This window comes from uncultured Coprobacter sp. (assembly GCF_947855755.1).
GTDB lineage: Bacteria > Bacteroidota > Bacteroidia > Bacteroidales > Coprobacteraceae > Coprobacter.
Genome location: NZ_CANUAR010000005.1, coordinates 91,024 through 109,165 on the forward strand (window position 1 = coordinate 91,024; position 18,142 = coordinate 109,165).

The 18,142-nt window shown below is 39.0% G+C and carries 9 protein-coding genes; all 9 read right to left on the reverse strand.

Annotation, left to right across the window (positions count from 1 at the left end):
• Positions 1–25 precede the first annotated feature (25 nt).
• The 9 genes from Q0093_RS04740 to Q0093_RS04780 all read right to left on the reverse strand — a co-directional run bounded on the left by Q0093_RS04740 (position 26) and on the right by Q0093_RS04780 (position 18,110).
• Positions 26–673, reverse strand: coding sequence for a GDSL-type esterase/lipase family protein (locus Q0093_RS04740; protein ID WP_297928632.1), 648 nt, complete (start codon positions 671–673; stop codon positions 26–28).
• Between the two features lie 139 nt (positions 674–812).
• A complete protein-coding gene (locus Q0093_RS04745; protein ID WP_297928711.1) occupies positions 813–3,767 on the reverse strand; it encodes a glycoside hydrolase family 95 protein in 2,955 nt (984 codons plus the stop codon).
• A gap of 586 nt (positions 3,768–4,353) precedes the next feature.
• Entirely contained in the window at positions 4,354–5,502 is a 1,149-nt protein-coding gene (locus tag Q0093_RS04750; protein WP_297928634.1) for a hypothetical protein, read from the reverse strand.
• 240 nt (positions 5,503–5,742) lie between these two features.
• On the reverse strand, positions 5,743–8,649 hold the full coding sequence (locus tag Q0093_RS04755) for a glycoside hydrolase family 2 protein (RefSeq protein WP_297928636.1): 2,907 nt from the start codon (positions 8,647–8,649) through the stop codon (positions 5,743–5,745).
• Positions 8,650–8,659: 10 nt separating this feature from the next.
• A complete protein-coding gene (locus tag Q0093_RS04760; protein WP_297928638.1) occupies positions 8,660–10,966 on the reverse strand; it encodes a GH92 family glycosyl hydrolase in 2,307 nt (768 codons plus the stop codon).
• 24 nt (positions 10,967–10,990) lie between these two features.
• Positions 10,991–12,220 carry a glycoside hydrolase family 71/99-like protein gene (locus Q0093_RS04765; protein ID WP_297928640.1) on the reverse strand — a complete coding sequence of 410 codons (1,230 nt, stop codon included), beginning with the start codon at positions 12,218–12,220 and terminating at the stop codon, positions 10,991–10,993.
• Between the two features lie 215 nt (positions 12,221–12,435).
• Positions 12,436–14,202, reverse strand: coding sequence for a hypothetical protein (locus tag Q0093_RS04770; protein WP_297928641.1), 1,767 nt, complete (start codon positions 14,200–14,202; stop codon positions 12,436–12,438).
• Between the two features lie 8 nt (positions 14,203–14,210).
• Positions 14,211–16,169: a heparinase II/III family protein gene (locus tag Q0093_RS04775; protein ID WP_297928643.1), complete on the reverse strand. Its 1,959-nt coding sequence runs from the start codon at positions 16,167–16,169 to the stop codon at positions 14,211–14,213.
• A gap of 159 nt (positions 16,170–16,328) precedes the next feature.
• Positions 16,329–18,110 carry a tetratricopeptide repeat-containing serine protease family protein gene (locus Q0093_RS04780; RefSeq protein ID WP_297928645.1) on the reverse strand — a complete coding sequence of 594 codons (1,782 nt, stop codon included), beginning with the start codon at positions 18,108–18,110 and terminating at the stop codon, positions 16,329–16,331.
• Between the last annotated feature and the right edge of the window lie 32 nt (positions 18,111–18,142).

Below are 18,142 nucleotides of genomic sequence, written 5' to 3' on the forward strand. Positions count from 1 at the left end.
TTTCTTCCAATATAGAGAATACAAATTATTTTTCTCTCTCCTGCATTAATAAATCATACATTTTATTCGCCATCATTTTCGCACCCTCAGCATTGGGATGTATTTTGTCTTTCAATAAATCGGGACGGTCTTCCAGTAAAGGATGCATATCGATAACTTCTACTCCTTCTTTACTCGCTGCTTTTTCAGTCATGGGGATAATATCCCTTGCAATAACTGTATCCCATATCCCGGTTGTATCGGTCACGAACGAAACAATAGGCGTCAACAATATAACTCGTGGATTCGAAGGCAGATTCCTAAAAGAACGTATCATAGCTCTACAATCGGCCTCGAACTCATCCAGATATTTCCGGTTAATCAGTTTGCTGTCATTTCCTCCCAAATCGATAAACACAATATCCGGACTACAAGCTAATGCCTGTCGATACTCCTTTGTATTCCAATAAGGCAGATTTCCCTTTTTCAGCATTGTACAACCGCTTACCCCGTAATTGAACACTTCATCTCTCACACCAAGCAACGTACCTAATTGGGCCGGATAAGCATATTTTTCTCTTTCCGGTATCGTAGCACCATAAGTAATGCTCGCTCCTACACAGACAATTCGACGGGCATGTATTTCTGTAATCCCCCAAAGAAATATAAGAATATAGACAAAATATTTATTCATACCATCATATTATTAAATTTGAAAAAGAGTGAAGAACTCGCCCAATGAAAGGCCCTCACTATTTTTCACAGTTTTAAGAGGCTATCTAAATTTTCCAACAAAAAATATGATCGGAACGCAGAAAACCGGCTCTTATTTTTTATCGGCAAATTTCATATACCGTACCAGCTGTCGTAACAAATGATATTTTATCGTTATCGATCACTTCTTTCGCTATTGCACCACCGTTTTTCAACTTAACTATCAAATCTTTTGCATTAGGATATTTTATAATGCATTCTTTACCAGAATTAGAAGTCAGCTCAGCTGTAACGAGAACTCCGTTTTTCCATTCTGCATCGATCTCGAAATTTCCTCTCGCTTTTAACCCCTCGAATGTTCCATTCGCCCAATCGTCCGGTATGGCTGGAAGCAATTCTATATAACCTCCCTGACTTTGGAGCAACATCTCCGCAATACCCGAAGTTGCTCCAAAATTTCCATCTATCTGGAAAGGCGGATGCGTATCGAACAAATTCTGATAAACTCCCCCGATATTAGCCGGATTACCTGTATATGTAAGGGTCAACGCCTCTTTCAATAATTTATGAGCGCGGTTTCCGTCTCTCAAACGAGCCCAAAAATTAATCTTCCATGCTTTACTCCAACCTGTACCGCCATCACCTCGGGTCTCCAGAGTTTTTTTCATTGCCTCCACATATTTATCTTCCTGTGTACTTCTTCCGGCAACAATCTGCGATCCCGGATGTAACCAAAACAAATGATTGACATGTCGGTGCTGCCCATCTCCGGTTATATCTCTCGTTACTTCGTCTTTCCATTCCATAAACTGTCCACCTAATCCTATTTGAGGACCTGCCAATTTACTTTTCGCCGCCTTTATCTCGGCAACCTCTTTCGTGTCTTTTCCCAGATCTTCACTCGCTTTAATCACAATATCGAATATTTCGGCAATCATCGCCTGAACCGTAGAACAACCCAATGAATATTCTCCATGCTCGGGAGAATGCGACGGATTAGCGACCAACGTTCCATCCCGTTCATCCGTCCACAAGTTATCCACCCAAAACAAGGCTGCACCTAAAAGCGTATTATAGTTTTGTTCTAAAAATTTCTTGTCACAATTGAATTGATAATATTCCCATATATCCTGACACATCCATGCTGCTCCGGCAGGAAAATGAAATGCCCCATAACTCGTTCCCGGAGCTGTATTTCCCCATATATTATTCTCATGATGCGTTACCCAACCACGCACATCACCGCCATCAGGTTTGCAATAATAATGCCGAGCTGTTATCTCGCCTCTGGGAACTAAACTGTTAATATAAGAAATCAGCGGTATATGACAAGGGCTTAAATTGGTTTGCTGTGCCGGCCAATAATTCATCTGTACGTTAATATTGGTATGATAATCGGCATTCCACGGATTAGACAATCTTTCGCCCCATACACCTTGTAAATTCGCCGGCAAAGAGTTCTCCCGAGAAGAAGCGATCAATAAATAACGCCCGAACTGATAATACAGCATTTCGGCATATAGATTTTCTTCAATGGTATTGCCTCTATAAAAATCTCTCAACAATATATCGGTAGTCTTAGTCGGTATTCCGGTTATATTTCCCAAATTCAAGCTCATTCTGCCATACAATGCCTTATAATCTTTTTTATGCGAAAAGAGCAAATCTTCATATGTTTTCGACTCTGCTGCCGCCAACGTTCGTTTTACTGTCGTCAAAGGATCATCACTCGAAAAATAATTGAAATTTTCATCCATAGATTGCTGATAGTTCGTCGCAGCAGACATAAGCAAAATTACTTCATCGGCATCTTTTACACGAATCTTTTTATTATCGATAACTTCCAGATGTCCTCCTTTATTCAATACCTTTACTTGCTGTGCAAATTTCAATCCGTTCTCTTTATGCAATGCCGGCCGTCCCGTCATTGTCAATGTATTACCAGACGCAAATATTCGTTTTCTCGGTTGAGGGGATGTAATTGCAAATGTTCGGGAAATACATCCTCTCTTATCCGCCTTCAATCGCATCACCATTACATTATCCGGATAACTCATAAAAGATTCACGAGTAAACGTCGTTCCATTTTCCTTATAAATCACCGAATGCACCGCGTTATCTATATCAAGCATCCGCACATAATCGCTATACGGATCTAAAGGCTCATATAACTGTTCATATTCAAGCTCTATGTCCGACAGTTGCGGAGGTGTAGTCGTATTGCCGGCTGCAACCTTCGTAATTTCCAGCTTAAAAAATTTATAATTCGCTTCTTTTTTCAAGGGAAATTTTAAAACTTCTTTTCGCTTTTCAAATGTTACGTTCGACTGCTTATCGAGTAATTTATATCTCTTACCATCATTTGAGCCATAAAAGTTCCATGATACGGGATCTCTATCCGGGACATCGTTCCCCGATGTAAGGCTATAAGATTTTACCCGTAGTTTCGTTCCGTATTCCCAAGCGATATAACAAGGGAATTTTCCTTGAAATCCTTTATCGGCATACCACTTCGTATTATTATTCGCATCAAACAATTTATCGATCCGCTGATCGTAATTATTGATATTATCACAATCGCTTTCGAATCTCACGACATCCGGAATAACCAATGAATTATAAGCTATTTCGATATTGCCTAAGGTCTGATACGAACCGAAATTATTTTTAGTTCCGCGAAGACTCTCGATAAGAGACTTCATTCCGTCACTATTCTCGTCGCCGTAATTTTTGGTAACCAACTTTCCGTCAGAATCAAAATAAGCCGCGTCACTTTTAGAGAACTTATTCATTTTTTGCTGTAAAGCTTTCCTGACTTTCTGCAAATTAGCTCTATTTTCTGCAGGTGTTCCCAGATGACCTCCATTATAATCCGAATTCTCTCCCGGACCGCCTGACCACAACGAATGTTCATTAACTTGAATTATATCCCGATAAACATCTCCGAAAATCATAGCCCCCATGTACCCATTGCCGATAGGAAGTGCTTCACTCTCCCACACTTTAGCCGGCTTATTATACACAGCTTTCATTTCAGGCTGGTGAGAACCGGAAAAAGATATAGCATCCACCATCCGGACAGGATACAATAATACGAATAACATTCCCAAAGAAATTTTACTGATTCCCCTCATTTTACTGATTTTATATTAAAAAATACTCTTATTCGATCAATAATAAAATCTCATCTATCAACTTAAAAAAAAGCTACACTGTTTTCTTTTACGACCTACTCTCCAACTAAAAATTCAGGATATTATCTTCGAAAAGAAAAATTTGAAAATTATATTTATTTCCGATCTTTCCCAAACTATTTACTATACGAGACATCATCTAACGATGAGAATAAAATATTTATTCAAAATCTCACCCTTACGAAGAATTTCAATTACCGATCAAATATAAAAATTGTTTTTCAATATAAAAAGGGATTAAAAATAATTTGAAGGCTTTAGAACCTGTCTAAATTTTCCGACTAAAGAAAATATTATCAGGTCATTTTTACATTTTCTTCCGATCTGTTTTTACGTTTTCACTCCTCAGATAACCGGTTTATTATCCTTGCAAAAACAATAAAAGATCCTCGAAAGAAATTCCCAAACCTGCCCATGAAAATTTAGACGAGTTCTTATTACTATGCGACAATTTTACGACTTAAAATCATACAGAAGCGATTCCTTCTATCTCTATTAATAATTCATCCCGGCACACATCAGCCAAAAGAAAAATAGACTCAACATCGGGATACAGTCTTTCAATAACCATACGGGCTTTCTCCATAAAAGAAACATCTTTCAGATATACCCGGCAATTTTTTAATTTATAAGAAGATCCGAAAAGCGGAACACCCTGCTTCTGCATATTTTCTCTTGAAATAAGATAATCGATATTTTCCACCGTAGTCTGAGCCTGTTTTTCTATACCGACACCTAAAAGACTTTCCTCTCCTCGTATAGCAGCAGTTCCCGATACATAAACTATTTCATATTCTTCTTGCTTTACTCGTTTAGCACGTTCAAATTTAGGAGTAGTCTTATTTTGAAAACGAGGATCTTTCTCTCCCAATAAAACGCCCTGCGAATAAGCATGCGCCGCAATTTGCCAACCATTATCTATTGCATCGATATTTATAGAAGCATCATCCGCATAAACCGCATTGATATCGACAACAACTCCTCCACATGCCGTTCCTATTCCTGTTGCCGCAGGATAACCTTCAGGCCATTGTGAATAATTATAAAAAAAACTTCGTGCATCATTAAAATCCTGATAATGTTGATGTTCTCCGTCAAATGCCGTAATCTGTTCAATATAATTCCATTGTCGGACGATAGAATGTACAGGCATGTTCTCTATCTGCAATATCTTTTCGACAACATCAAATACATTGTAAGATTGAACGGAAAAACTTTCGTCTAAATTATCACTCATTACTCCCCCTAAAAAGAGATGTTTCACATGAGGAGATGTTACTGTAACGTAAAAATTTGTCCACAACGATTTATATTCAACCGTCTCCCCTTGAAATATTTTCAATTCATGAGCTTCCATGACCAAACCGCTTCCATCCAATGGTTTCTGAGCCACATAACTAATTACAGGAAGTTTATCTCCAAAATGGATATCGGCTTCTTTTCGAATAACATCAAGCTCTTCCCGATAACGGACATTATCCGTAACGTCTCCGAAAAAAACCAGACGGACAGGGACATTTTTCGGTCGATACTTACTCAATAAACGCTTCACCATAGTAGAAAAGTCCGCCCGACTTTCCCTTAAATAGCGACATATATAACGACAATCATTCATTACTATTTTTATTTTTTCGCAATATATTTTTACAGTGCTTAATTCTGCTGCAAAAGTACAAAATGATACAATCCCATTGCAATACCTAAAAATAGGTAAAAACAAGAACGTCCGAACATCTAATGATGACCGGACATTCTTAGAGCCTATTTAAATTTTCCGATTGCAGAAATTCTCGAACTTGACCCGTGCAAAATTCAATCAGGCTCTTACCCCTAATAATGAAAACCTAATAATTATTTACTTACCATCTACAGGTCCATCCAACAACAAATCGTGCTGAACTTTTTTACTTTTTCCTGACTGCTTATTAGCCTTATCCATATCTATTTTCATCACAGAAAAGAGTCGTTCCCAAAAAGCCGCAGTCTCTTTTGTATCGACAAGATAGTTTATAGAAGAAACTGCTATTACCGATTTTCCTAAAGGATAGGTAACCATCGCCACACCTGACGGTTTCCGTAGCTTTTCATATAATACTACTTGTGCACATTTCCTATTCTCCGGAGCTCGGTTAAAGAGAGACCAGTCAATCCCCGAAGCATCGAACACAACAGTCCCTTCATCGACAAAAGCTCCCGAGAGTCCTTGTTTGAGAATAGGTTCTTTACTATCTATTTCTGAAAAATAAAGTGCAGGTACAGTAAAATATTCACCCCATTCTGACTTTTTACCGGGATTAAATGCCGTCGCTGTTCTATTTGTCGTTTCAATATTTGCAGGTAATAACGGTAAAATCTTCGGATCAATACCTTTAGTAGCTGTCATAATCAGAATTGTACGATCGGATTTTTTAGCAGATTTCATAACAGCGGTAAATTGTTTTAATTGACTATCTCCGATATTTTCACCATCAACAATTACCACAGGCGATTTTTTATTCGTAGAAAACGTTATCCCTGTTTTTCTTAAATGATCAGCCAATGCTCCGGTTTTATCTCCGATAAAAAATACTTCGGAATATACCGGCTGAGGAAGATCTGCGGGTTTCGGAATTTTCAACTCTGTATAATGATCCCATTCGCAAGGTTTATCCGCTAATGCAGCCTTTAAGGCATGAAACATAGGCAAAGGTTTATAGAGAGGCAATGACGGATCGATTCCCGGATTAAAAGTTGTCACATAAGGCGGAATACGCTCAAATTGATATCCCGGTTTACCCTCTTCATAAACTTTTCCGGCAAATACTCCATCCTGCCCATCCGGTAAACGAGAATAATCATTATAGCCAAGGTTCAGATGTTCCAGTCCGAACCAACAAACTTCGGACGGTGAATAATAAGCCAAAAACGGCTTTGCCATTTTCTGTACATTCTGATATACATCTACTGCCAAAGCTTCATTACGTCCGTAATAAGAGACATAAGGTTTGTCTCCTGCGAACTGGTACAATTGGTCAGGTTTTCCGTAATAGGTAGCACCCGATTCTCCGACAATCATTGGTTTATCTTTTTTCTCCGGCAACAAATCCAATTTCAGCCCGTGCCCGAAATGCTTACTCCATACAGGCAAACGCCCATCTAAATCCCTGTCTCCGTCACAAGTTATAAAACCCCTCGTTGGGTCCCATGCCGGCACACGATCTGCAAGTTCTACAATTTTATCATCCCATTTTTCCGCTACCTCTTTAGACGGTTTATTTAAAAGAGCAATTGCGAACAACTCATTACCTACACTCCAACCGATTACAGAAGGGTGATTTCTATCTCGAAGAATCAAACGCTCCAAATGTTCTGCATAATGTTCCCAAGCTTCAGGAGCTTCAAAATTAAGATTGATAGAACTCCCGAACAACCCGGTTTCATCTAATACCATAATTCCCATCTCATCCGCCAAATCATAATACACACGAGGCCACGGTTGTGCGTGAGGACGCACCGAATTCCCTCCAAAGTCTTTAATCATCTGTAACCATGCCCAAGCAAAACGACGTGAACAGATATAAGGACCGAAGGGGTGCTGTATATCACCGACACACTGAATTTTCCTACCGTTCAACAAAAAATCTGTTCCCGACAGTTTGAACTGACGCCATCCGAAACGAATATTTTTAATATCATACGCTTGTTTCTTATCTGAAATTTTCAAAGAAAGCATATATAAATTAGGGGTTTCGGGTGACCAAAGCTTCAATTGATTTCTTACTTTAGTTTGCAAAGTTACTTTTTGTGTTTCTCCCGGTTTTAAAGTCACAGATACGGGATCTATCGTTAAAGCCGTATTCCCCAACGCCCATTTAATCTCAGGAGCATCCAAAATCGTTTTGCCGGCATTGTTGATCCACTCACGAGCATCTCCTCCTAATAAAATAGTTTTAAGTTGTCGAGACTGATTGATGACATTTACATCGATCTCCAGTTCATCACGATCTACCCAAGGCTTTATAAAAGCTTCCGTTACCCGAACTTCAGGTACAGCCCACAAAAATACATCTTGCCAAATACCCACGATCTTATCGGTATTAGAACCCAATGCATAAGTTGTTTTCATTTTTTTATATTCCGGATGAAATTTTTGGAAAAGAGTATTATGGCGTACACCTACTAACAACTCATTCGGTTTATTCCAATCAATATAATCGGTAACATCTGCATCAAACGGCAAATACTGGTCAAAATTCCGACAAACTTCTTTACCATTGACCTTTACGACACATTCTCCTGCAACAGCTTCAAAATGAAGTATCAAACGATTACCCTTTTTCCAATCGGCAGGTATCGAAAATTCCCGGCGTAACCACCCCATTTTTTCTCGTATCCAAGAGGACGGATATGAGGGATAATAAACAGAACTCGGAGCATAAGGGTTCTTCGAACCCTCTCCGGTCTCCATTCCACCACCCCAATCATTTACATTCCACGGTGACGGAATTTTTATTTTTACTTTTTCCCACCGGCCTTCTCGAGGTTCTGTCAATATAGGGGCAACTCCATTCCCTTGCTTCCAATCACGAGGCACGGCTACCGGTTGAAAATCCCACAGCCCGTTCAAACATATTTCTTGCCGATACGGTTTTTCTTGCGGTGACACAAGTCCTTCCGCAGGAGAAAAATCCCGATTAAACACGACTTTCTCCTTTGCAAATAACGAATCTCCTCCACTCAATAACGCTACCGTCAAGCTCAAAATTGCAATTGTATCTCTCATGTAAATCAAATTAATACGTTTTAAATAATTCCTTGTTAGGTTCTTTCCCCATTTCAAACTCCAATACTCCTCCGCTGACAAGCATTTGATGAGAAAAACGAGGTTCGGATAACGGTAAACCATTCCATTTTACCGACTGAATGTACTTATTTTCTTTACTGTTATTTAATGCTTTTACTACGAATGTTTTATCTCCGGACAATCGCACCGTAACTTCATCAAACAACGGACGACCAATCTCATAAACCGGAATACCCGGACAGAAAGAATAAAATCCCATAGAATTAAGGACATACCAGGCCGACATTTGACCACAATCTTCATTTCCCGAAATTCCATCCGGATCATCGTGATATAAAGTACAAAGAATAGAATCGACCAAAGCCTGAGTTTTCCATGCCTCATCTACATAGTTGTAAAGATACGGTATATGATGACTGGGCTCATTTCCATGTGCATATTGTCCTATCATTCCGGTAACATCGAGAGCTGCCCCAGCATCTCCGGTCAATTCCGAAGGCATTGAAAACATACTATCCAGCTTAGCAATAAAAGCACTTTTCCCTCCCATTTCTTCAATCAATCCCGGAACATCCTGAGGAATAAACCAACTCCACTGCCACGCATTCCCCTCTACATAGCAAGAACCCTTAAAAGCGGCTCTCGGATCAAAAGGCATTACCCATGAACCGTTCATATTGCGACCTCTCATCAAACGAGTCTCAGGATCGACATAATTTTTCCAATATTCACCTCTCTTCGTATAAATATCAGCTATATCTTTCCGATCCAAAGATTTTGCCATCTGAGCTATCAACCAGTCATTATATGCAAACTCTATACCTTGCGAAACAGATCTTCCACAACGATCGGCCGGTACATAACCTAATTCATTTTTATACTTTAACTCCAAAGGCATAATACGGGCAACAATAGAAGCCGGCATCATAGACGTAATGCCCGTCGTATCATAAGTTGATGAACGAACACATGCCGCCAAAGCTTTATTTACGTCAAAATTACGTTGATTCTTGAAAAAAGCATCGGCAATTACCGATACGGCATGATAACCGATCATCGTACCGGTTTCGTTCGAAGCCAGTTCCCATTTGGGAAGTACGCCGCTCTCATCGTATTTTTTCAAGAAAGTTCGGATAAATGCCTGATTAATATCGGGACAAATCACTGTATATAACGGATGCAATGCACGGAAAGTATCCCACAAAGAAAAAAGGGTATAATTCGTATAAGAAGTGTCTTGTACGATCGTATGTTCCATAGTTCGATAGCGTCCGTCAACATCAGAAGCGATACAAGGCGATATGGCCGTATGATATAAAGCTGTATAGAAAATTTCCCTTTGTTTAGCATCATCTGTCTTGACATCGATAACCGAAAGCTCATTATTCCATATTTTACGGGCATCCGCTACGATTTTATCAAAATCCCATCCCGGAATGTCGGCCTTCATATTTTTCTTCGCACCTTCACAATCGACAGAAGAAATACCGACTTTAACCAGAACCTCCTTTTTTGCCCCCTCCGGAATAAAAGTCAACAAGGCTTTTGCTGTCTCGGCTTTTATAAGATCTCCTTCAACTACCGTATCTCCCGAATACAATGTGTAGGAAAACGGTCGCGAAAACTCTGCATAAAAATAGACATAATGATTTTTTGCCCATCCTGTCGTATATTTCATTCCCGAAATGGTAGAATCATTCACAACTCGTATTTCTGTAACCGGATGTTGATGACCGTGAATCGTAGGCTCCATATCGATAATCAGATTGGCAGCTTTACCCTCTGGATATGTATAACGATGAAAACCGGTTCTCAAAGCAGCAGTCAACTCAGCGGTAATATCATAATCGGACAACCTAACTTTGTAATATCCCGGAACAGCCTCTTCTTCTTTATGAGAAAAACGAGAGCGATAGCCGAAATCAGGATCTTCTGCATTTCCCGATACCATAAATTTATTTTCTCCGGAAGTAGGCATCATCAGTATGTCTCCGTAATCTCCGATTCCCGTCCCGCTCAAATGCGTATGACTGAACCCGATTATAGAACTATCGGCATAATAATATCCTGAACACCCGTCCCACCCGAACAATCGTGTATCAGGGCTCAACTGTACCATGCCGTGAGGCAATGTAGCACCGGGATAGGTGTGCCCATGCCCACCTGTCCCGATAAATACATTAACATAATCTACATACTCTTTGGCAATATGAGTTTGCGAACAAGAAAAAAATAATCCCGAAAAAACAATAAAACTCGTTGCCAAACGACACCCTATCAATTTTATATTCTTCATAACTATCCTTGATTAATTCTGCGACTATTTTCTAACAGGTTGGGATATACTCAACGGTATCTCTTTTCTCAACATCCTCCCGGCTTCACCCACCAACCACAAGTAATGATCGCTTTGCAATTCCTCTTCTATTGGTACAAACGATTCCGGGACACGGGTAGCACATTTAAATATCGCCGTACCCTCGTCTATTTCATCAAACATGGCTATATACAGCATCTCTGCACCCATAGAAATAGCTCCGGATAACTGGGCCCAGAAAAAATCGCCTTTATTTCTCGGTATTTGAGTAGTATTAGGGCCATACATATTTTTCCAAGAAAAGCCGGGAAAAGCTAACGGAGCATAATCGACTCTATTTTTATTACACCAAGTTAAATGCTCTGCTATAATCGGCTGCATATTCGTATATACTTTATCATTATACCATCCCACAAACCAAGGCATTACGATATCGCATTCTTTAATCAAATCCAATAATTCGGCTTGACTTGCAGAAGGAGTTTTTCCTTCTTTGGGAAGCCACCTTGCCGGAGTCCCCAGCATAACGCTATATCCCCGTTTCCGGATTTCTTTTACCAATTTTGCAGCATCCTCCACATCATAAGAACGGCCGGGGAATCCCACTCCCCAAATAGCTACCAACGGTTTTTTATTATGGAAAAGATAGGTCGGCACTTTTTTTCTTTTCTTAAACTCATAAGTATTATTCAGCTCATCCAAATCCGAAAGTATAAAATCGACATCGGTCTTTTTCATTCCGCTCAAATCATACATGATGCAAACAGCCCGATCATATTTTTTGGCAGAAGAAACAGCAGAATCAAGCACTTTATTAAAATGCACCTTTCCACTCTTTCCTTTTACTTCATTGACAAATCGCTGCATGAACACACCATCCAAACCATACTCCTTCATCCAACGGAAATGAGTATCTACCGTAGAAGGATCATGCGAACTAAACGTGTAAGCCGGAGTACCGTCATCAAAAACGAATTTCGTCTCATAAACTTTTTCATATTCCCGCACATCAGGCCACATGTCGATAGTGCAACATCCCGGTTCGAAACGACCTTTAGGTCCTGAATAATGATACCAACCTCGTCCCGCTCCGTCATCGGGAGCATTGAACCATCCCTGATAACCGGCCATTATCAGTCCCTTATATGAATTGTATTTTGTATTTTTCGCAGAAATCGTGATAAACGAAAAGATCATTATAATCACGAAAAATAAACGATTCTTGTTCTTCATGCGTATATTCTTTAAATACTTCTTTATTCTCTGTCGATTACGGAAACAAAGTAAAAATCTCAATATTAATTTTCACTTAATAAGCCGATAAATAAATTCTTAAAAAGTGTACAATTGACCTTTTAATTTCATTTTTCTCAAAAAAATATCCGCTGACAAAGATTTTGACCCTCTGTCAACGGACATTTTTATCGATTACGATCGATGCCGTTATATCACTTCAGCATAGACTTCCAATTCCCCGAATAATATGCAACAGTCAACTGTTTTAATTTTTCCTGATCTCCTCTCTGCATAAAAGCGTGTTCAAGATCCTTATAGATATAGAACTGCAACCAATAACCGTTATTGTATTGTTGACGAACAGAAAAGGCCTGCATCAATTTAGCATACCACAATGTCTGTACGTTATATTTATGCGCAACTTGAACGGCAGTCATTGCATTTTTCCACATCGACTTAGACATTTTCTTCATCATAGAAGTGTAATCCTTGTATTTGAATGTAGAAATATCGATCAACTCACAGCGATCATCCAGCCCCAGTGCCTTGAAATCTATCGTCATCTCGAACTTTTTATCTCCGTCAAGATCATATTCGATATAATCGAAAAAGCCGTTGTCATCTTTATCGGTATATTTTACAGTACCGAATTTTCCGGGCTGCCTATCCATACCCATCCACATACGATCCCAGCCTTGATAATAATTTGCATTCTGGTCTATGCGCCAACAACCCCATTCAGCTCCATATAAATGCAAACGACCATCGAACTTTCCGATATATAATTTACCTTTTCCCGAATTATCCATATCCCATTCTCCCCGATCTCCGGCAGCATCAGATTGTTTATTATTATCAATACCGCCATTTTTCCAGCCGATCTTGAACGGATCTAACGGATCATAAAATTCTACTCGTTCCCAACGTCCACAATCGTCGTCTTCATCATATACAAAATTGACTCTCGACCACTCTCCTCTTTTAAAGATCATCTCTTTAGCACTTTTATGATCGGGATATAAAAATTCTGTCAATTGACGGTAACGAGGATCCATGAAAAATTTATCCGCCTCAGGCATACCTCGCAAATTATTAACTTTATGTACCTGATCGGTGTAATCGAAACCTTTACCTTGAAAACCTATTGTAAAATCAAAATCAAATTCGTTACCAGGACCATTGTCGTTATCTAAATCGACAGCCATAGAAACCCAATCGATACGACCTTCCAACTGACGGTTCACATAACTATTCGAAGGTTTGCTTCTATCTTTTATTTTAGGAGAATCGACAAACCGTATAGCCATTTCGGTCAGACCATCGCCATCTTCATCATAAAACAAAAACGGATTTTCCCAATTCAAACGTAAATCTTTAATATCATAAGTAGATGTATGAATTTTCATGAACATCGTCTGGCCGCTATAATCTTCATAAAAATCGCAAACTCCGTTTTTATCCCAACATCGCAAACTAAAATCATTCCAATTAATATAATTGAAAATATTATCTTTATCCAAATCACACATAATCATATAATGCCCGTTCGGCCAGACTTCTCCGGTATTTTTTTTCGGATATTCGATTACAATCTGCATATCTGCTTTACCGTCATCATCCGTATCGACCCAATCGATAATCAGATCTCCCTGTCCTCCATAAATTCCATCTTTATTACGGTCAATCAATAAACAATCATTGATCATATCTCCCTCGATATCTCCTTCTTTCATATTACCGTCGTCATCCAACCAAAGAACAGGAGTATCGTTTACCGTAACAGATTTAATCGCATCAGGCTTTCCATCTCCATTCAAATCGATATACTCTACCTGATAACCGACCGGAGGCAAAGGCAGACGAAACGGCTCGATCTGCAATTTCTGATTCCAATACTTCCGGTCATACGGCAATGCTTGAGCCACAGAAACAACAAGAGCTCCCAACATTGCCAGATAAATAAATTTACATTTTTTCATTGTGTGTGTTATTTATTAGTATTTGCATTAAATATCGTCCATCTCGCATTTACCTGCATATTTTTCGATCCTTGCAAACGAACAATCACAGGATAACATAGCCGAGCTCCTGTTCCTTCTTCTGCAAGTTTCAATGCAGGTATTCCGGGAGCTTCCCCGACCAACAGCTCTTTTACTGGAGCTTCTGATAATTTCAAGATCAGATTTCCTGAAGGAGTTTTAAATAAAATTTTTTTACCGAGTTTATATTTCCTTACATTTTTAATCTGCGAATGTACTTTCGACTCATTCAATATGACAGTCTCTCCTTTTCCGGCTTTAAATACGGGCTTTTCATTGAATAAAAGAACATATTCATACACATGAACAGAATCTGACATACACTCGAATGTATCATCCAAGATATTTCCCTCCAGATTCATCTTCCGCAACATTCTCACTCCTGAATAAGCTGTCGTACACTCAGCTTCCGCCCGACCTCCGTTTGGAGTAGCTTCATAACTGATTAATTTTCCTAAAGCCTTGCGATCCTGATCTTTATAATCCACTGTTACCATATTATGAGGCAACGAATTCCGATACCAATCCAAATATAATTTAAGACCATAAGCACACGTACCGAAATCAGAAATCAATTCTTTTTCTCCATTATGTATCGTTATAGATAATTTATCGGGATGCCCGTGCCCTATTCCTTGACCACCGAATTTTAATACCGAAGAAACAGCTCCGCTTCGCAAACAAAGAAATCCGGATTGCGGGTAACAATAACTCGGTTGTATCATCGGTTTCTTAACAGGCTTTATAACCTCTCCCGTAAGCAACGATTCATACGCCGTTCGGTCTGTCATTCCGTAAGCATGCTCCAAAACAGTCTCAATAACAGGGTCTTTTAAACGTGCAAAAGCCAATTCATGAATAGGCAACTCACTCAAAACACTCGCTCCATACCAACCGTCACTATGAGCAGGATAACTTAAATCGGGATAAGTTCCCTTAATCGGAGCAACAAACATCTTCCTCATATCCTCATTATACAAATTTATTCCTCGACAACGCATAACATCTGCCGTATGAATTAAAGCCTGTAACGGGAAATAATGATAATTAGGAGAACCTTCATCTATCCATCCGTCAGGTTTCAAGTGCTTTTTTATCAAAGCATAATATCCTCTTACCGGATCATTCATGGCAATGTCGATAATAGAGTCGTTTTCCAGTGCAACTCCCAAAACTGCAAGCCCGCTATTATGCCACATCTGCCAGTTCGCCCCGGCAGGGCGATTAAGCAATAATTCAGCGCAAGGACGCAAAAGTCCGCTTTCTATCTTATCGATCTCTTCTTGTGTCAGATATTTTTTTATAACCGTGTAAGACGGAAGTGCATAAGTAGCCCATGTTGCCTCATCCAAACTTTGCGCAAAAGCCTTACCGCTATGCTTATCACTAACAACACGGGCAGCATTATATTCTTTATATGCTGCATATTTCGACGCATAATCAAGCAAGAGATTTTTGATATAATCGACATACAACAAATCTCCCGTAGCCATATAAGCATACATACAAGCTTGCAAATATTCTTGATTTTTACGGTGCACCATATAAATCCAAGCCCAATCGAAACGGTCCACATGGGTATAAGTCGTTTTACAAGCTGAGCAATAGTGTGCATGAGGCTTATCCCAATCAAAAGTCAACCGCTGACCGTCTTTATCACAATAATAATGATGAATATGTCCTCCTTCGACAATGGGAACTGTAAGATCGTGAGAACGACGTTCGACTATATCCATTTTAATTCGGTCAAGAATCTTTCTCCCCCATGAAGTCTGGGCAGATTTTCGAATTTGAATGATATCATCCGGAGAATAACAATAATATGATCGTCCATCCGCAAATACAGGAAATACTGCTAAGGCAAAAACAAAAAGAAATAAAAGGCTTTTCAGTGATGTGTGTTTCATAAGATATTTCTTTGCATTAAACTTTATTGCAAAGAAAAAGCCGACACATTAAAAAGTGCTTAAAATTCACGCAAAAAACAATTAATATATCAAGTAATACGAAAAAAATCAGAGATAAGAGTCTATCTAAGTTTTCCAAGGAAATTTTAAAATAAATTTTTACCGGTATCTTTCTAACCACTGTGCGGCATCCTCATCACCCATTGAAGCAGCTTGCTCCATATCCGACCGAGCCCCGGTAAAGTCTTTTAAAGCAAATTTCGCCAAGGCTCTGAAATAATAAACAGTCGTCGTTATTCTGTTTCCTTTTTCAATTGTACGAGTAAGATCATCGATACATTTCCTATAATCTTTTAAATAATAATAAATACAGCCCCGAATTTCATAACTCTTTGCATCAGACCCATCTGCTGAAATTGCTTTATCTATGGTTTCCAATGCATTATTGTATGCTCCGATAAAAGCCTGACAAATAGATTTATTCTGGTATATTTCCGACAAAGAATAGTTTGCACTTCTTTCTTTATGATATTTCAAAACAGAATCATAGTCAAGAATCGCCTCATTTTGCCGTCCCAGTGCAGAATAACATAAAGCTCGGAAATAATAGGCATCAGTCCAAAGAGAGTCTTTTTGCAATTCTTCGGAAAGGATATTTACCGCTTCTTCGTAATTCCCCGAACGGTGTTTCTCTTTCACCTCATTCAGAACAGAAATACGATTGCTATTATCCTGTAATTCCGGACGAGGCATCGAACTTTCCGATTTATCGGCAACTATATTATTTTTAGAAATTTCAGACTCACTATTGCTGACTTTTATTAAATATACATTATTCTTCACCTGCTTGATAATCTCCGTCAACGACCTTTTTACAAGTACAGGTTTAAAAGTCAACTTGTTTAGAACAGGATCGCTCTCCAACAATAATTTAAGATAAGAAGCTTTTACAGCAAGATTCGCCATATAGTCGGCTTTGTCTCCATATCCGGCAGAAATTATACCCAAAATATTGCCATTGCTATCGATCAGAGGTCCTCCACTGTTTCCAAATGTTACCGGAACAGATATCTGACAAAAAACAGGTCCGGCTTTTCCCGCATTTACAGCACTTATTATACCATTCGTCACCTTTACGTTATCACCCAAAATATCCGATCGAGGATATCCTATTGCATAACAAGGTTCTCCTTCGACAGGGACATCTGTCCGCAAGTCATAATTCACCTCTCCTAAAGTTTCAAACTCGGGATCATCGATTTTTATAACAGAAAGATCTGTCATAGGATCGGATAGAATGACTTTAGCATTATAAAAACGAGTAAAATCACCATTAATCCCTGTCACCTGAATATACTTGGCATCTTCCGTCACATGATTGCAAGTAGCAATATACCCATCGGAAGAAAGCGCAAAACCGCTTCCCGTTCCGGTATTGGAGTCCTCCACCGATTTCGATTCTGACGTAGGATAGACCTTCATAAGCCTGAAATCCCACAACCAGCCTTTTATATCGAGACGATTGCGATATAACAAGGTTGCTATATGATTTATATATCTGACTTTACCGTATCTGCGACATACTACAAGATTAAAAGTTCCTTTATCTGCCGTCAGCTCTAAGAATCCGTCAACCATTCCCGGCGTCAAATACTTAAAAGTACTGACTTTGACCATACGATACTTAAAGCGTTCCGGTATATTCTTATCTGTAAAACGTTCAATCGACCATCGTTCTCCATTATAATTTTGCCAAATTCCTTCTATCGGGTCTATTTCTCTGGAATCGTGTAAAAGCCGGGCTTCTTCCTCTGTATAACCGTCAACACAATAACTCTGCTTATACCACTTTTTAACAGGTGAATCTTTTTTATCCGACTTTGCAAATACAGATAAAATTAGTGACATCAGTAAAAAAAATAAAGATATATATTTTTTCATGGTCTTAAAGAATTTACAAAACAATACGAACC